The organism is Arthrobacter ulcerisalmonis (assembly GCF_900609065.1).
GTDB lineage: Bacteria > Actinomycetota > Actinomycetes > Actinomycetales > Micrococcaceae > Arthrobacter > Arthrobacter ulcerisalmonis.
On sequence record NZ_UXAU01000041.1, the window covers coordinates 100,639 to 117,694 of the forward strand.

The 17,056-nt window shown below is 63.8% G+C and carries 13 protein-coding genes; 6 read left to right on the top strand and 7 right to left on the bottom strand.

What is annotated here, in order from left to right; translation table 11 throughout:
* Nucleotides 1-36: 36 nt before the first annotated feature.
* The 4 genes from PSET11_RS15650 to PSET11_RS15665 form a co-directional block, all read right to left on the bottom strand.
* A complete protein-coding gene (locus tag PSET11_RS15650; RefSeq protein WP_124093257.1) occupies nucleotides 37-387 on the bottom strand; it encodes a hypothetical protein in 351 nt (116 codons plus the stop codon).
* A gap of 148 nt (nucleotides 388-535) precedes the next feature.
* Entirely contained in the window at nucleotides 536-2,281 is a 1,746-nt protein-coding gene (gene sucB, locus PSET11_RS15655) for a 2-oxoglutarate dehydrogenase, E2 component, dihydrolipoamide succinyltransferase (protein WP_124093258.1), read from the bottom strand.
* Between the two features lie 115 nt (nucleotides 2,282-2,396).
* Nucleotides 2,397-3,779 carry a dihydrolipoyl dehydrogenase gene (gene lpdA, locus PSET11_RS15660; protein ID WP_124093259.1) on the bottom strand — a complete coding sequence of 461 codons (1,383 nt, stop codon included), beginning with the start codon at nucleotides 3,777-3,779 and terminating at the stop codon, nucleotides 2,397-2,399.
* A 241-nt stretch (nucleotides 3,780-4,020) separates the two neighbouring features.
* Complete coding sequence (locus tag PSET11_RS15665) at nucleotides 4,021-5,550, bottom strand: leucyl aminopeptidase (protein ID WP_124093260.1); 1,530 nt, start codon at nucleotides 5,548-5,550, stop codon at nucleotides 4,021-4,023.
* 254 nt (nucleotides 5,551-5,804) lie between these two features.
* Here PSET11_RS15665 and PSET11_RS15670 point away from each other — a divergent pair, with 254 nt between their 5' ends.
* The 4 genes from PSET11_RS15670 (at nucleotide 5,805) to PSET11_RS15685 (ending at nucleotide 11,034) form a co-directional block, all read left to right on the top strand.
* A complete protein-coding gene (locus PSET11_RS15670; RefSeq protein ID WP_124093261.1) occupies nucleotides 5,805-6,743 on the top strand; it encodes a proteasome assembly chaperone family protein in 939 nt (312 codons plus the stop codon).
* 102 nt (nucleotides 6,744-6,845) lie between these two features.
* On the top strand, nucleotides 6,846-8,201 hold the full coding sequence (locus PSET11_RS15675) for an MFS transporter (RefSeq protein ID WP_124093262.1): 1,356 nt from the start codon (nucleotides 6,846-6,848) through the stop codon (nucleotides 8,199-8,201).
* Nucleotides 8,202-8,277: 76 nt separating this feature from the next.
* Nucleotides 8,278-9,510, top strand: coding sequence for a DUF4192 domain-containing protein (locus tag PSET11_RS15680; RefSeq protein ID WP_124093263.1), 1,233 nt, complete (start codon nucleotides 8,278-8,280; stop codon nucleotides 9,508-9,510).
* A gap of 243 nt (nucleotides 9,511-9,753) precedes the next feature.
* On the top strand, nucleotides 9,754-11,034 hold the full coding sequence (locus PSET11_RS15685) for an RNA polymerase sigma factor (RefSeq protein WP_124093264.1): 1,281 nt from the start codon (nucleotides 9,754-9,756) through the stop codon (nucleotides 11,032-11,034).
* A 133-nt stretch (nucleotides 11,035-11,167) separates the two neighbouring features.
* Here the strand turns inward: PSET11_RS15685 and PSET11_RS15690 are convergent, their stop codons facing one another.
* Nucleotides 11,168-11,389: a DUF7455 domain-containing protein gene (locus tag PSET11_RS15690; protein WP_124093265.1), complete on the bottom strand. Its 222-nt coding sequence runs from the start codon at nucleotides 11,387-11,389 to the stop codon at nucleotides 11,168-11,170.
* 254 nt (nucleotides 11,390-11,643) lie between these two features.
* Between PSET11_RS15690 and PSET11_RS15695 the strand changes: the two genes are divergently transcribed.
* Nucleotides 11,644-13,752, top strand: coding sequence for a DNA gyrase/topoisomerase IV subunit B (locus tag PSET11_RS15695; RefSeq protein ID WP_124093266.1), 2,109 nt, complete (start codon nucleotides 11,644-11,646; stop codon nucleotides 13,750-13,752).
* Between the two features lie 44 nt (nucleotides 13,753-13,796).
* On the opposite strand, the gene PSET11_RS15700 is transcribed toward PSET11_RS15695, so the two are convergent.
* Entirely contained in the window at nucleotides 13,797-14,780 is a 984-nt protein-coding gene (locus PSET11_RS15700; RefSeq protein WP_124093267.1) for a M56 family metallopeptidase, read from the bottom strand.
* 6 nt (nucleotides 14,781-14,786) lie between these two features.
* On the bottom strand, nucleotides 14,787-15,170 hold the full coding sequence (locus tag PSET11_RS15705) for a BlaI/MecI/CopY family transcriptional regulator (protein WP_124093268.1): 384 nt from the start codon (nucleotides 15,168-15,170) through the stop codon (nucleotides 14,787-14,789).
* A gap of 259 nt (nucleotides 15,171-15,429) precedes the next feature.
* Here PSET11_RS15705 and PSET11_RS15710 point away from each other — a divergent pair, with 259 nt between their 5' ends.
* On the top strand, nucleotides 15,430-17,043 hold the full coding sequence (locus PSET11_RS15710; RefSeq protein ID WP_124093289.1) for a cytochrome ubiquinol oxidase subunit I: 1,614 nt from the start codon (nucleotides 15,430-15,432) through the stop codon (nucleotides 17,041-17,043).
* The last annotated feature ends 13 nt before the right edge of the window (nucleotides 17,044-17,056 follow it).

A 17,056-nucleotide genomic window follows, 5' to 3' on the forward strand; every position in this document is an offset into this window, starting at 1 on the left:
ACCAGTGGATTGTGACTTGCCGTTAGTGCGGTGGTGCTAGTGCCAGATCGTGGCGATGGCGATGTTCAGCAACGCGAGTCCGCCAACACCGTGCGCAATCCCCGGCGGGACCTGCTCGCCCTTCTTGAACTGGCGGCGGCCCATGAACGCGAGCACGCCGACGGCGAGGGCGATGGCGAACTTGATGCCCAGCTTGAAATAGTTGGCATCCATGTCCAGGGCTGGGATGAGACCCATCAGAGCGATGCCGGTGATCAACTGCAGCATGGCGCCGTCGAACTGGCGGGGATGGACCGTGGGGTTCTTCATCTGGCCGATCCAGAGGCCCACGATCATAGCCGCGCCAACGATGTGCAAGAAGACAATGATGTTGTAAACGAGAGTCATGGGACCAGTCTAGTCAACTGTTTCTACGCACCGTAGTAGCGGCAGCGTGGCAAAACCTCGCGCGGGGTGCTCTGCCTTTAACGGCCGACGGCGGCCCAGCCTGCCGATGGTTTCCCACCGGCCGCTGGACCGCCGTCGTCTGGTGCGTTTAGAGTCCCAGGTCTGCTTCGAAGGCGCCTTCTTCGAGGCGGGCCTTCAGGGTCTGCAGGAACCGGCCAGCGTCAGCGCCGTCCACCAAGCGGTGGTCGTACGTGAGTGACAGGTACATCATGGAGCGGATGGCCAGCGAGTCATCACCGTTTTCGTCAGCCACGACGACGGCGCGCTTGACGATTGCGCCGGTGCCCAGGATGCCTACCTGCGGCTGGTTGATGATGGGCGTATCGAAGAGCGCGCCCACCGAACCGATGTTGGTGATGCTGAACGTGCCGCCGGACAGTTCATCCGGGCCGATCTTGCCAGCGCGGGTGCGGCCTGCAACGTCGGCAATCTTGGCGGCGAGGCCGGCAAGGTTCAGGTTACCGGCGTCGGTCACCACAGGAACCAGAAGGCCCTTGTCGGTGTCGACGGCGATCGCCAGGTGCTCGGCGTTGTGGTAGGTGATTTCCTGCTTGTCCTCGTCGTACGCAGCGTTGAGCTTGGGGTGCTGCTTGAGGGCTTCCGCCACTGCCTTGGCAATGAAGGGCAGGAAGGTCAGCTTGACGTTGTTCTGGGCCAGGAAGGAGTTCTTGGCTTTGAGGCGGAGCTTGGCCACCTTGGTCATGTCGACTTCGTGCACCTGCGTGAGCTGCGTGGAGGTTTCCAGCGATTCGCGCATGCGGCGTGCAATCACCTGGCGAATGCGGGGCGCCTTCTGCGTGGTGCCACGGAGGGAAGACTCAGCTGCTGCAGGCGCAGCGGAGGCTGCCGGTGCAGCTGCAGCCGGTGCGGCCGCGGGGGCTGCCTTCGCTTCTGCTGCGGCGACGACGTCCTGCTTGCGGATGCGGCCACCGACGCCGGTCCCGGTCAGGCTGGTGATGTCCACGCCGTGCTGGTTGGCGAGCTTGCGAACCAGGGGAGTCACGTAGCCGGACTCGGAACCGCCAGCTGCGGGCGCAGCCTGGGGTGCCGGTGCGGACGCCGGTGCCTGCTTGGGTGCCTCGGGAACAGCGGCGGGCTTCGGGGCTTCGGGCTCAGCGGCCTTAGGTGCCTCAGCCTTGGGGGCCTCTTCCTTGGGCGCAGCGGGTGCTGGTTCCTGGGGAGCCGGTGCTGCCTTGGGTGCCTCGGCGGGGGCTGCCGCAGCACCTGAACCGATGACGGCGAGTACGGAGCCCACCTCGGCGGTTTCGTCTTCGTTGACGCGGATTTCCTGCAACGTGCCGGCTACCGGCGACGGGATTTCGGTGTCTACCTTGTCGGTGGAGACCTCCAGGAGCGGCTCGTCGACCTCGACGGTGTCGCCGATCGCCTTGAGCCAGCGGGTGACGGTACCTTCCGTCACGCTCTCGCCGAGGGCGGGCAGCGTGACTTCGTGGCCTTCGCCGCCGGCTGCCGGTGCTGCAGCTTCCTCAGCGGCAGGTGCCGGAGCGGCTGCGGGAGCCTCAGCCGGTGCTGCTGCTTCCTCCGCTGCCGGGGCTTCCTCTGCTGCCGGGGCAGCCTCGGGCGAGCCGCCACCGGAACCATCACCGATGCGCACCAGGGGTGCGCCTACCTCGGCGGTTTCGTCTTCGGGGACGAGGATTTCTTCAATCACACCGGCCACGGGGGAGGGGATTTCAGTGTCTACTTTGTCGGTGGAGACTTCGAGCAGCGGCTCGTCCACCTCTACCCGGTCACCTACCTGCTTGAGCCAGCGGGTGACGGTTCCTTCGGTGACGCTTTCACCAAGGGCGGGCAAGTTAACGGTTTCAGACATGTCGTCCCCGTTCTCCTTATTGATCTTAAGTGCGAATGATTGCTGCCTTGTGTGAAGCCTAGTGCACCTGGCAGCTTCGGCCAGGTGCACTAAACCTCGTTAATGCTGGGGAAAACTAGCCGTGCAAGGCTTTGCCGGCAAGCGCCATGTGAGCCTCGCCCAGAGATTCGTTCTGGGTGGGGTGGGCGTGCAGCAACTGCGCCACGTCCTCCGGGTAGGCCTCCCAGTTGACGATCAGCTGTGCTTCGCCGACCTGCTCGCCCATGCGTGAGCCGATCATGTGAACGCCCACCACGGGGCCATCCTTCTGGCGAACCAGCTTGACCAAGCCGGACGTGCCCAGGATGGAGCTCTTGCCGTTACCGGCCAAGTTGTATTCCTGGGTGATGACTTGGTCGTCACCGAACTTGGCCTTGGCAGCCTTCTCGGTGTAGCCAACGGTGGCGATCTCAGGCTCCGCGTACGTGACCTTGGGGATGTTGATGTCCTCGACGATGACCGGCTTCAGGCCGGCGATTTCCTCGGCTACGAAGATGCCCTGCTGGTAACCGCGGTGCGCCAGCTGCACGCCGGGGACAATGTCGCCCACCGCGTAGATGTTGCCCACGCCGGTGTGCAGGCGTTCGTTGGTGATGACGAAGCCGCGGTCGATCGTGACGCCTGCTTCTTCGTAGCCAAGGTTGGCGGTGACGGGGCCACGGCCCACAGCCACGAGCAACAGGTCGGCTTCAAACGTCTTGCCGTCCACCAGGGTGACCTTGACGCCGTCGTCGTTCTGCTCAACGCCCTGGAAGAAGATTCCGGTGGAGAACTTGATGCCGCGCTTCTTGAAAGCACGCTCGAAGGCCTTGACGATCGTGGCGTCTTCGTTGGGAACCAGGGAGGGCAGGCCCTCAACAATGGTGACGTCCGCGCCGAATGACTTCCAGACCGATGCGAACTCGACGCCGATCACGCCGCCACCGAGAATGATGACGCTCTTCGGGATGGAGGTCATGGTCAAGGCTTCATCGGAGGTGATGACCTTGCCGCCGATTTCCAGGCCCGGCAGGGTGCGGGAGTAGGAGCCGGTGGCCAGGACGATGTTTTTGCCCTTGTAGGGGGTGCCGTTGACCACGACGGTGTCGGTGCCCTGGAGCTTGCCTTCGCCTTCGATGACCGTGATGCCCTTGGACTTGATCAGTCCTTGAAGGCCCTTGTACTTGCCAGCGATGATGCCGTCCTTGTACGCGTTGACGGCGTTGATGTCGATGCCGTCCAGGCTGACGTTCACGCCGTACTTGGCGGAGTCACGGGCGTGGTCGGCCAATTCTGCGGAGTGCAGGAGCGCCTTGGTGGGGATGCAGCCGTTGTGCAGGCAGGTGCCGCCCAACTTCGCTTTCTCCACGAGGCCGACGGTCAGGCCCAATTGGACGGCTCGAAGCGCGGCGGCGTATCCACCGCTGCCGCCACCGAGTACCAGGATGTCGAATTCTTGCGCAGTTGCCTGATCGGCCACTAAAACGCTCCCTCGCGTGAACGATGACGCGTTCTGGCGCATCATCTGGTCTTTGAACTAGTACTGCCGTGATTATGTCAGCAGGGTCATTCGCTTGCATTTGTGACTATCGTGCTTCACCTTAGCGAACCACTCTTCCATGCTCCACCTTGGCAGCATGTTTGTTGCTGGCTTGTGTCCAGACTCACGCGGCCCTGTGGCGGACGTTGCTGTCCTGGCCACAGGGCCGCGTGGGTTCAGGCTAAGCGGGGGTGCCGGCGATGACGTCTTCGGCGTATGCAACCAGGGTCCGCACGGTGCAGCCCGTACCCTGCTTGTGGTTGTAACCGTACGGGCTGCCGTTGTTGAAGGACGGGCCGGCAATGTCCACGTGGGCCCACGGGATCTGCTCGCCGTCCTTGCCCTTGCCGACGAACTCCTGCAGGAACACAGCGGCGGTCATCATGCCGCCGTGGCGTTCGCCGATGTTGGCGAGGTCTGCCACCTGTGAGTCGATGCTGGCCCGCAGTTCCTCGGGCAGGGGCATAGGCCATACCAGTTCGCCGGCGCGGTCGGCTGCGGTCTTGAGCGCAGAAGTGACGGAGTCGGCACCCATGATGCCAGCGGTGCGGTTGCCCAGGGCGATCAGCTGCGCGCCGGTGAGGGTGGCGACGTCGATGATGGCGTCCGGGTATTCCTGGCTTGCCGCCACGATGCCATCGGCCATCACCAGACGACCTTCGGCGTCGGTGTTCAGGACCTCAACGGTCTTGCCACCAAACATGGTCAGCACGTCCGCGGGCCGGGTTGCGGCACCGGAGGGCATGTTCTCGGCAATGCACAGCCAGGCGGTTGCCTTGACGTTCAGCCCCAGGCCGGCGATGGCCAGCACGGTGTTGAGGACGACGGCGGCGCCCGCCATATCGCTCTTCATGTCGCCCATGCCGAGGGCCGGCTTCAGGGAAATTCCGCCGGTGTCGAACGTGATGCCCTTGCCGACCAGGGCAATCTTGGCGGCGGCCTTGGCCGGAGCGTATTCCACCTTCACCAGGCGCGGCTGGCGGGTGGAGCCCTTGCCCACGCCCATGATGCCGCCGAACCCTTCCTTTTCCAGCCGCTTCTCGTCCCAGACCGTGACCTTGACGGGCAGGCCCTTGGCGAGGTCCTTGGCAGCTTCAGCGAAGGATTCAGGGTAAAGGTGGCTGGGCGGCTGGTTGACCAGCGAGCGGGTGGCGTTGACGGCCTTGCCCAACAGTGTGGCGCGCTTCAACGCCGCCGGGACCTCTTCGTGGTCTGCCAGGGCCGTGTGGATCACGGCGTTGCGCACGGGGGCCTTGAGGCCATCTTGCGAGGAGCGGAATTCGGTGTAGGAGTAGGCGCCCAGCGCTGCGCCCTCGGCGATGGCCGCGACGTCGGCGAGGGTCGTCGTCGGAAGCGCCAACGTGACCGTGGCGAGGCCTGCCAGCTGGCGGACCGCTGAACCGGCTGCTCGACGCAGGGTCTCTGCCGGGATCGGCTGGCCGGCGGTGACCTTGCCTAGGCCCGCGAGGACCAAGACCGGCGCCCCGGTTTCAGGCAGTCCCGGCAGCCGGACTGCCTGATCTGCGGCGCCCGTGACACCGAGACCCTTCAGGGAAGCGGCGAGCGTTTCGGCGGACTTGGCCGTCAACGGGTTAGCAAGAAGCTCTGGACCATCGGCGCCTTGCCCCACGCCCAGCACCACCGCGTCGCTGGGGCTCTTGGCCAGGCTCCGGGAAAGGGTACTCAGGGTGACGTCAACATTCTTGATCACAGGGATCAGTCCTCGATTCTCGAAAGATGATGGGGCAGGGGCGCCTGATGGGCTACTGCCTGATGCCCGGCGGAAGCCGTTCCGGCAACGCTCCGGGTATCAAGAGGCCCGGCTGGCGGACCAGTTTCGATCGTAGCCCGTCCGCGCGGCGGGGCGGGAATCCTCTGAGAGCTGCGCCACAGTGGCGCGCGGAATGACCAGGCCACCTGCTGCGTTGTACAGACCAGACACCCGCCCCGTGAAAGGAAAACGCCGTGCTTGAACGGATTTCCGGCTCCCTCCTGGATCCCGAATCGCTGTACGCCAGCAACATTGAGCTTTTCAACAGCCCCGACCTCCGCGGGCTGAACCTGCTCATGGGCTTTACCGGATTCGCGGACGCGGGCCACGTAGTCAAGCAGATCAACGCCGAACTCCTGGACTCCCAAGACGTCCAGCCCGTGGCGGTCTTCGACGCCGACCAATTGATCGACTACCGCTCCCGCAGGCCGCACGTGAGCTTCGTGGAGGACCACCTCCAGGACTACCAGGAACCTCGCCTGGCCCTGTACCGGTTGGTGGACGGGCTGGGGAGCCCCTTCCTGTTGTTGGCGGGCTTCGAACCGGACCTTCAGTGGGAGCGGTTCGCGCGTTCCGTCGTCGGGATCGTGGAAAAGCTGGACGTCAATCTCGTGGCTTGGATCCACTCGATCCCCATGCCTGTCCCACACACCCGGCCGGTAGGCGTCACGGTGCACGGCAACCGGCCAGAACTCATCGAGGGCATTTCCGTGTGGAAGCCAACGGTTGAGGTACCGGCCGCAGTAGGACACATCCTGGAATTGCGTCTTACCGAGGCCGAACGCAACGTTGCCGGCTACGTCATCCACGTGCCGCACTACCTGGCGGATGCTGAATACCCGCCCGCCGCCGTCGCGGGTCTGGAATACCTCGGCGCGGCGACCTCGTTGATGCTCCCCACGGACAGGCTGCGCGAATCCGGCCGGGACGTTAGCCGCCAGATTGCAGAACAGATCGAATCCTCCGAGGACGTCCAGGAAGTAGTGGCGCGGCTGGAAACCCGCTACGACGAAAAAGCCGAGGGCACCGTCCGGCGCTCGTTGTTGGCTCATGACAATGATCAGCTGCCCGACGGCGACGAGCTGGGTGCAGCCGTGGAGGCCTACCTCGCTCGGGAGAACCCCGGGAGCTAGGCGTGCATGGCTCCCGGGCATGCTGGACCGGTCTGCTGGGCGGGACTGGCTGGGCAGGGCTGGCTGGGCAGGGTCGCGGGCCGGTGCGGGCATAATGAGGTGGTGACTGCACCCCGCGCCTGGCTGATCTGGACTGTTGGAATTTTCGGGTACCTGGTGGCAGTGTCCCAGCGAACCTCGTTTGGCGTGGTGGGGCTCGAAGCAACGGAACGGTTCAACGCCGGTGCTTCGGCAATTTCCTTCTTCACCGTCCTGCAGCTACTGGTCTACGCAGCGCTGCAGATTCCCGTGGGTGTGCTGGTGGACCGGTTTGGTTCGCGGGCACTGATCGCCGGCGGAGCCGTGTTGATGGGGCTGGGCCAGCTGCAGCTCGCGTTCGCGGAGACGATTACTGCTGGGGTTGCCGGCCGCGTACTCGTGGGTGCCGGCGATGCGATGACCTTCATCGCCGTCATCCGACTGATCCCCTTTTGGTTTGCACCGGCGCGAGTGCCGCTGGTGACCCAATTGACGGGTATGTCAGGTCAATTGGGTCAGCTCTTCAGCGTGATCCCGTTTGCCCTGGTGCTGCACGCCTCTGGGTGGACCTCGGGCTTCCTGATGCTGGCCGGAATGTCGGTGCTGGTTCTTGTCCTGGTGGTCTTGGTGCTGCGCGACGCGCCGCCGGGAACTGTTCGGTCTGCGCCGAGGGAGGGCCTCAAAGCCACCGGTGTCTCGTTGGCGCGGGCGTGGAGTCAGCCCGGCACCCGGCTGGGGATGTGGAGCCACTTCACCATCCAGTTCGGCGGCACGGTCTTTGCCTTGATGTGGGGCTACCCGTTCCTCATTTCCGGTCAGGGCCTGGATCCTGCCACGGTGGCCGCACTCATGGCGCTGTTTGTGGCCGCAGCGTTGGCTGTTGGACCGTTCATGGGCGGGTTCGTTTCGCGGCACCCCCTGCGCCGTTCCACCATGGTGCTGCTCATTGCGGCTGCCAGCATTGCTGCCTGGTCTGCTGTGCTGCTGGTGCCGGGCCGTGCACCGCTGTGGCTGCTGGCGGTGTTGGTGGTTGTCCTGGCCATCGGCGGGCCAGGTTCCATGATCGGATTCGATTTCGCCCGGTCGTTCAACCCGGCCCACCGCATCGGCGCGGCCACCGGCATTGTCAACGTCGGCGGCTTCGTTGCTGCCTTGATTGCCACGTTCCTGATTGGCGTTGTGTTGGACGTCCTGATGGCCAGTGGCTATTCGCAGGGCGTGCTGTACGGGCTGGGGCCCATGAAGATCGCGCTGAGCGTCCAGTTGATGCTGTACGCGATAGGTGTTGTGGGCATTATCCTCTCCCGCCGCAAGGTGCGCGGGCAATTGGCTGACCAGGGAGTCGTGGTGCCCCCGCTGCGCGTTGCTCTGGCCCGTCAGCGCCGGGAAAGCCTGGCCCGGCGACGGCCTCCAGCGCAGGGGCAGAACGGTCCGGAGTAGTCCTCCACAGGGCGGGTTTCCCACATAGCCCGATTGGCTGGGTCCGTAGGATCCGGTGCCGTCGGACAGTGGAGGCATGGACACGCCAACGTCAATCACAGCCCACGGACCCGAGGACATCCTCAGCTTCATTCCGCACTCCCTGGGCTACTGGCCCACCTCCAGCCTGGTGGCGGTGACACTGCATAACAAGGGGATTGGGGCCACGCTCCGGCTGGATCTGCCGGCCCCGCATCTGCTGCGGGACCCCACCCCTCTGGTCCGCGCCGTGTGCGGCTACCTCCGGGCGGATGGTGAGGCGGACGAAACCCTCGTGGTGATCTTCAGCGGAACGGGGGAGCGGCCCGCCGCCGCCGCCCATGACCTGCTCCTGGTGACGTTGCAGACGGCGTTGACTGCAGCAGGGATGCCCATCCGGGACGCCTGGTATGTGGGCACCAAATATTGGCGGGATGCCTACTGCTCGAACCTCGAATGCTGCCCGCTGCCTGGCCGGCCGGTGCAGGAAATCCTGGACAGCCGGCTGAACGCCGAAATGGTGTTTCGCGGGAGCACCTTTGGTCCTGAGCCCGTGGGGGTACCAGTGGGCCTCGAGCCAGCGGACAAGCCCTATGCGCTGGCGGTCCGGCGGGCGCGCAGCCAATGGAGCCGGAAGCTGGAGCGGCGGCAAGGGTGCGAAGCGCAATTCAGCTATGTTCTGTCGTACTGGGCTCTGGTGCTGGCCCAACCCGCTGGCCTCCCGTGGCGCCAGGATGTGGAGCGGGATGCGTTCCTGCTGGCCACACTGCGGATGCCGGTGCTGCGGGATGCCGTCCTAGTGCTTTCCGCTGCAGGCCAAACCTTCGCTACGGAGAGCGCTGCGCGGTTCCGGCCCTTCACGTTGGGACGGCACCCGTCCCCGGTGCTGCCGGAATGCGGCCAACTCCTCGAAGCGGCGGCCGCGCCTCCTCCGGAAGCTTGGGTGTCAGGTAAGGACGACGGCGCTGTGCCCGGCTACGGCGAGGTCCTGATGGGACTGTGGCCGGCGGTTCCCACCTGGAGTCGGATGGATGCCCTGGACAGGGTGGCGGCGCACCTCAGCAGCGTCGGCGGAAAGGTGGTGTCTGCTCCCCTCACTGTCCGTGGGTGGATCGCGTGGAGCCGAGGAAGGGGGTCCATGGCCGCGGCATTTTTCGGCCAGGCGCTCTGGGCGGAGCCGCAGTACAGGCTGGCTGAGTTGCTCTTGGAGATGGATCGGCGCGGGACCATTTGTGGCTGGGCTGCTCGGCGGGAGGCAGCCTGGCAGCACGTGGTGGACGGAACGGTGTAGGGCAGGCGGCGTGGGTAGGCCCGATCCGGCGGAATCGTGAGACAATAGACGCCGAGACCCGGTTGGGTCCGTGTATTCAGTGCTTGTCTTGTCTTCCTTTGGGAACAATACAGCCGCTCCAGCAGTTGGATCATTTAGACTCTGTTGGCCGTGGTGGCGCTTGATTTCTACCACGGACTTGACAGGGTCATAGTGGTGTTGCCCGTATGGCGATTCCACAGACCACCGCTAGAAAGGTTTTCTGTGACCCCGTCTTCCACGAAGAAGGACCCCGCCGCCCAGGACGAACTGTCCGCAGAGGAAAAGCAGGCGGCTACCAACGCCAAGCGCGCAGCAACGCGTGCTGCCAACAAGGCGAACGTAGGCACGGACGGTAAGCCCGAGCCCAAAAAGCGCGGCCCCAAGCCTGGAGCAAAGGCTGCTGCCGCACAGGCCAGCAATGACGACGCCGAGGACGCCGACGACGATCAGGATCCGGACGACTCCGCCCTTGACGGGTCGGACAAGTCCGAAGATGGCTCTGCCAAGACGGCTGTCCCGGCAGGTAAAGGGTTTGTCTACTCTGACGCCGACGATGACGATGCCCCTGTCCAGCAGGTCATGTCGGCCGGCGCTACTGCGGACCCCGTCAAGGACTACCTGAAGCAGATCGGTAAGGTTGCGCTGCTCAATGCCGAGCAGGAAGTTGACCTCGCCCTGCGCATCGAAGCTGGCCTGTTCGCCGAAGAGAAAATCAACGCGGACGACGGTTCCATGGATCCCAAATTCAAGCGTGAGCTCGAATTCATCATCCACGATGGCAAGCGGGCCAAGAACCACCTGTTGGAGGCCAACCTCCGCCTCGTGGTCTCACTGGCCAAGCGCTACACCGGCCGTGGCATGCTCTTCCTGGACCTCATCCAGGAAGGCAACTTGGGCCTCATTCGCGCCGTCGAGAAGTTCGACTACACCAAGGGCTTCAAGTTCTCCACCTACGCCACGTGGTGGATCCGCCAGGCCATCACCCGCGCCATGGCAGACCAGGCCCGCACCATCCGCATCCCGGTGCACATGGTGGAAGTCATCAACAAGCTGGCCCGTGTACAGCGCCAGATGTTGCAGGACCTGGGCCGGGAGCCTACGCCCGAAGAACTGGCCCTCGAGCTGGACATGACGCCGGAGAAGGTTGTCGAGGTCCAGAAGTACGGCCGCGAGCCCATCTCGTTGCACACCCCGTTGGGCGAGGACGGCGATTCCGAGTTCGGTGACCTCATCGAGGACTCCGAGGCCGTGGTACCTGCAGACGCCGTGAGCTTCACGCTGCTGCAGGAGCAACTGCATTCGGTCCTGGACACGTTGTCCGAGCGTGAAGCCGGTGTGGTGGCCATGCGCTTCGGCCTGACCGACGGCCAGCCGAAGACTTTAGACGAAATCGGCAAGGTCTACGGCGTCACGCGCGAGCGGATCCGCCAGATCGAATCGAAGACCATGTCCAAGCTGCGCCACCCGTCCCGGTCACAGGTCCTGCGGGACTACCTGGACTAAATCAGCTTGCACCACAGGGCCGCTCCTGGCCGGCATCTTCGGATGGCGGCACGGGGCGGCTTTTGTGTGTGGCGAGGGCAGAAAAAATGAGCCCCCGCCGAGGTGGCGAGGGCTCATTTTTGCGAGTCAAACGTCAGTCGACGTCTACGACTGCCTTTTCGTGAAGCTTCGAGGTTTCGTCGTGCCAGTCTGAGCTCAACGGCTTGAGCGTTGATTCGACTGCACGGGCGTGGTGGCCGCAGAAGAGCAACTCACCGCCGGAGGTCTCGAGTACAACCCGAACATATGCCTGAGCTCCGCAACGATCGCACCTGTCGAGTGCATTGAGTGTGCGGTCTGCCACTGCTGTTGTCATGTCGGCCTCCTTAGTAGATCTGTACGTCTATATAACCAGTATTCGCAGCAAAACCATTGCAAGGATGGGCCAAGTTCGCTGTCCGCGTAGCCGCAAGAATCGCTCAAGATCGTGCCGCCGTCGGCGTTCCGGAGTGGGTGGGATGCCGCACACGGCGACCACCGTGTGGCAGCTCGGCTGCCGGGCTGCGCGCGACTACCCTAGAGGGAGCGATCCTGACGCACGCTTTCCCTCCCTGAAGGAGTTCATCACCAGTGGCACCTAGTTCTGATTACACTGCTCGGCACTTGTCTGTCTTGGAGGGCCTCGAGGCTGTCCGCAAGCGCCCGGGAATGTATATCGGTTCCACGGATTCGCGCGGCCTGATGCACTGCCTCTGGGAGATCATCGACAACTCCGTGGACGAGGCCCTTGCCGGGTTCGGCCACGACATCAAGATCATCCTGCACGCCGACAACTCGGTGGAGATTCACGACGACGGCCGCGGCATTCCGGTGGACACAGAACCAAAGACCGGCCTCACCGGCGTCGAGGTGGTCTTTACCAAGTTGCACGCTGGCGGTAAGTTCGGCGGCGGCTCGTACACCGCCTCCGGTGGCCTCCACGGCGTCGGCGCCTCCGTGGTCAATGCACTCTCTTCCCGGTTGGACGTTGAGGTGGACCGCGGCAGCAAAACGTACAAAATGTCGTTCCGGCGGGGCGAGCCGGGCCGGTTCCAGGATTCGGGGTCCCGCGTCGATCCGGCAGCCGTCTTCGCTCCGTTCGTGGATGGTTCCGTTTTGGACGTCATCGGCAAGGCGAAGCGCGGCGTCACCGGAACCCGGATCCGGTACTGGGCAGACCGGCAGATTTTCACCCCGGACGCTAAGTTCTCCTACGATGAGCTAGCCGCGCGCGCCCGCCAGACGTCCTTCCTGGTGCCCGGGCTCAAGCTGACGGTTCGGGACGAACGCAAGGCGCCCGGAACGCCGGGGGAGGCCGGGCCGCATGAGGAGGTCTTCCACCACGACGGCGGCCTGTCTGAGTTTGTCGACTTCCTGGCAGCTGACTCTGCGGTGACGGATGTGTGGCGCCTGCACGGGTCAGGGAAATTTAAGGAAACGGTCCCTGTCCTGGACGAGCGTGGCCATAGCCAGTTGGCTGAGGTGGAGCGCGACTGCGAAGTTGACGTTGCGTTGCGTTGGGGGATTGGCTACGACTCCACCGTGCGCAGCTTCGTCAATATCATCTCCACTCCCAAGGGCGGAACGCACCAGTCCGGCTTCGAGCAGGCTTTGGTGAAGACCTTCCGGAAGGCTGTTGAAACCAATGCCCGGAAGCTTAAGGCTGGCAACGACAAGATCGAAAAGGATGACATTTTTGCCGGCCTGACCGCCGTGTTGACCGTCCGGCTTGCCGAGCCGCAGTTTGAGGGCCAGACCAAGGAAATTCTTGGCACCTCCGCCGTCCGGGCCATCGTGGCGCGCGTCGTTGAGCGGGAGATCACCGCCAAGCTCGGCTCAGCCAACCGCAACGACAAGGCACAGTCGGCGCTCCTGCTGGAAAAGATCGTCAGCGAGATGAAATCGCGGATTTCTGCCCGCGTTCACAAGGAGACCCAACGGCGCAAGAACGCGCTGGAAACGTCGTCCATGCCCACCAAACTGGCCGACTGCCGGACCGACGACGTCGAACGTTCCGAACTGTTCATTGTGGAAGGTGACTCGGCGCTGGGTACCGCCAAGCTGGCCAGGTCCTCGGACTTCCAGGCCCTGTTGCCCATCCGCGGGAAAATCCTCAATGTCCAGAAAGCTTCTGTGGGAGACATGCTCTCCAACGCCGAGTGCGCCGCGCTCATCCAGGTGGTGGGTGCTGGCTCGGGGCGCAGCTTCGACATTTCCGCCGCCCGTTACGGCAAAGTTATCCTCATGACCGACGCCGATGTGGACGGGGCACACATCCGGACACTGCTGTTGACGCTGTTCTTCCGCTACATGCGGCCCATGATTGACGAGGGCCGGGTCTTCGCTGCCGTTCCACCGCTCCACCGGGTGGAGGTCATCAACGCTGGCCAGAAGGCCAACGAGATGATTTACACCTATTCCGAGGCTGAACTGCACACCTTGCTGGCCCGGCTGGCGAAGGAAGGCAAGCGCTACAAGGAGCCGATTCAGCGGTACAAGGGACTCGGTGAGATGGACGCCGAGCAGTTGGCCGAAACCACCATGGACCCTCGGCACCGAATGCTCCGGAAGGTGCGGATCTCGGAGTTGGAGCGGGCCGAGAAGACCTTCGACCTGCTCATGGGATCGGACGTGTCGCCGCGGAAGGACTTCATCGTTGCCGGCGCCGCCAGCTTGGACCGCGAACGCATCGACGCCTGACTTCGGCCTGCACTGTCGAAAGTTGCGGCGCTGAAACGGCTGGCCTAGCCCAAAAGGCCCGGTACCACCAGCAGCGCCGTAGGCACGGCGAGCAGCAATACGCAGACCACCAGCACCGCGGAGCGGACGGCCGGCGGGAGTGGAGCTTGCGGGGACAGGAGCCGACTGACGCGGGACGCGGTGGTCCGTGCGGATTCGGCCCCGAGGGCGAGGTCACCGCCGCCCAGGTTGAGGTTGGCAGTACCGGACTGCAGATCGGGTTGCCCCAGGCCCTTGGCTGATCCGCTGGCCACAATGGCAATCGCCTTGATCAGAGTGCCCTTGCTCTCGGACTTGAGCGCCACATCATCGGCAAGCATTTCGATCAGGGAGCCGACGGCTTCCTGGGCCAGGCGGGTGGTGGGAAGCCAAGGCAGCGCCTGCCGCCATGCCGCGAAGGCCCAGAGCAGCAGGTGGTGGCGTTGGCTCAGGTGCGCATTTTCGTGGCTGAGGACTGCCCGAAGTTCAGCTGGCTCAAGAGCTGCCATCAGTCCGTCGGAGAGGACAGTGACAGAGCGTGCGCCGCCGGGCAGGCAATAGGCAACGGGGGAGTCGTGGCTGATGACCAGGGTGGCTGCGTCCTGCCCCGAGGGAGATGCAAGGAGGGCCAAGAGCTCACGGTGCCGCCAGCGCTGGCGCTGAATGCGGTAGTACGTCAGGAGCAGGGTGAATACCAGGTGCGCCGTCAATAACGCTGCGGCCGACAAGGCAAAAATGTGCCAGAAGCCTAAATCTGTTGTGGGCGCATTGAAAAGGACCATTGACGCCAGCGCGCGGAGGCCCGCCAGGAGGTTATCGCCAATGGGCTCGAGCCCGTAGACCAGCATGGCGCCGATCATGGACAACCCGCCGGCCAGCGCGATCGCCTGCCAGAGGAGCATGGCCGTGAACGGCGAACGCGCGGGCCATTGCGCCCTCGAAAGCAGGATCGGTACTGGCCACGCCAGGACGATCGCCAGGACCGCCAACAGGTATGAGGTCCAGAACATGGTCTGCTAGGGAAGGCCCAGCAGTTTGCGAAGGGTTTCGGCTTCGCCTTCGGTGACGGATCCGATAAAGCGTGCCAAGACGGCTTCGCGATCCGGTGCCGAGCCGAGGACTTCATGCATGAGCTCTGCGGTGTGATCCGCGCGGCTGGATACGGCCTGGTAGCGGTGCGGGCGGGTGCCGCGTTCGCGTTCCACCAGCCCCTTCTTTTCCAACCGGGAAAGTACTGTCAGGACGGTGGTGACAGCCAACTCTTTGGCGTCATGCCCCGATTCACTCCGGGCCGCTGAGGTCTGGGCCAGCCTGTCCCGGAGGGTGTTGGCTGTGGCTGCTTCCTGGCCCGCCCAGAGCAGATCCATCACTGCCCGTTCAAGTTCGCCAAGACTGGCCATCGATTTGTTCCTTCATGTCGCTGTCCCAGGTCAATGAGCTGACTGGTGACTGCACTTCTGCTTTTAGTGTAGAAACAAATTTACCCCTAAACCTGCACACTTTCTACGTTAGGTAGAACATGTGGCGTGGCGCACGCTTCCAGTCCATGCTGGAGGGGTTGGGCACGCGTTTGCACATCACCACCGCCATTGTTCTACACTGTGTAGAAGTTAGAGTTCTACGAAGCGTAGAAAACTCGCTTTGACAGTAGGGACCGCCTTGGACGCCTTGGAAATCGCACGCTGGCAATTCGGAATCACCACCGTGTATCACTTCATGATGGTGCCCCTGACCATTGGGTTGGGGTTGGTGGTGGCCGTCATCCAGACCGCCTGGCACCGGACGGGAAAGCCCGAGTACCTCCGGATGACCAAGTTCTGGGGCAAGTTGTTCCTCATCAACTTCATCATGGGTGTGGCCACCGGCATCGTGCAGGAGTTCCAATTCGGGATGGCATGGAGTGAGTACAGCCGATTCGTCGGTGATGTCTTTGGCACCCCACTAGCCCTCGAGGCGCTGCTGGCGTTCTTCGTCGAGTCCACATTCCTAGGCCTCTGGATCTTCGGCTGGAAGCAGCTGAAGCCCGGAATCCACCTCGCGTGCCTGTGGATCGCAGTCATCGGATCCGTCTTCTCCGCCTACTTCATCATCGTGGCCAACAGCTGGATGCAACACCCGGTGGGGGTTGAGATGGTGGATGGCAGGCCGGTGATGGTTGACGCCTGGGCCGTCTTCACCAACAACACCGCCATGGTGGCAGTCCCGCACACCATCTTTGGCGCCCTCGCCGTAGCCGGCGGTTTCCTCTTGGGCATTGCCTGGTACCACCTGTGGCGCCGCCGCCGTGACGGGATCGACACGGTTGGCACCGATGGCAAGGTCATCGTGGGCGAATCGGCAGCTATCCCCGGCCGCGACAAGGCAGACCACGCAGTCTGGATTCGCTCCCTCCGCATCGGCGCAGTGGTGGCCATGATCTCCTTCGCGGGGACTGCCTTCACCGGCGACCTGCAGGGCAAACTCATGTTTGAGCAGCAGCCCATGAAGATGGCCGCCGCCGAGGCCGCCTGCCACGACGGAACCGGGTTCTCGATCTTGAGCATCGGCAACCTGGGCGCGCAGAACTGCGACGAAATCGTGGCCGTCATCGAGGTGCCGGGCATCCTCTCCTTCCTGGCTAAAGGCGACTTCACCACCGAGGTCAAGGGCGTGAACACCCTGCTTCCCGAGTACCAGGAGAAGTACGGCACCAACCTGCCGGACAACCCCATTTACGGTGAGCGCGCCGGCAGCGAAATCGACTACTTGCCCGTCATGGAGGTCACCTACTGGGGTTTCCGGATGATGATCGGTTTCGGTGGACTAGCCGCCTTTGCAGCGCTCGTTGCCCTGTGGATTGCCCGTAAGGGGACCGTCCCCGAGTCCAAGTGGCTGATGCGTTTGGCGATCTTCGGGATCCTGGCCCCGTTTGGTGCCAACGCCGCAGGATGGATCTTCACCGAGATGGGTCGGCAGCCGTTCGTGGTGGCACCAAACCCTGACCCCAGTGGTATTGACCAAGTGTTCATGTTCACCGCAGCTGCAGTTTCGCCGGGTGTGACCGTCGGCGAGTTGATCGCCTCCCTGGTCGCGCTGTCCGCCGTCTACGCTGTCCTCCTGGTGGTGGAGGTGAAGCTGCTGGTGAAATACATTCGCGGTGGAGTGGTGTCCGCCATGCCGGAACTGGCCCACGCGCCGTCGGACGCCAACAGTGGCGACGGCGGGAAGAAAGACGGCGACGGCGGTCCGGGGGACGGCAAACCCACCGACGACGTCCTGGCATTCGCCTACTAGGGAACGGGAACAC

Excerpts from the sequence above, each read along its gene's own strand:
- PSET11_RS15705 (WP_124093268.1), bottom strand. The coding sequence starts at position 15,170 with ATGGCCAGTCTTGGCGAACTTGAACGGGCAGTGATGGATCTGCTCTGG.
- PSET11_RS15650 (WP_124093257.1), bottom strand. The coding sequence starts at position 387 with ATGACTCTCGTTTACAACATCATTGTCTTCTTGCACATCGTTGGCGCG.
- PSET11_RS15690 (WP_124093265.1), bottom strand. The coding sequence starts at position 11,389 with ATGACAACAGCAGTGGCAGACCGCACACTCAATGCACTCGACAGGTGC.
- sucB (WP_124093258.1), bottom strand. The coding sequence starts at position 2,281 with ATGTCTGAAACCGTTAACTTGCCCGCCCTTGGTGAAAGCGTCACCGAA.
- PSET11_RS15680 (WP_124093263.1), top strand. The coding sequence starts at position 8,278 with ATGGACACGCCAACGTCAATCACAGCCCACGGACCCGAGGACATCCTC.
- PSET11_RS15700 (WP_124093267.1), bottom strand. The coding sequence starts at position 14,780 with ATGTTCTGGACCTCATACCTGTTGGCGGTCCTGGCGATCGTCCTGGCG.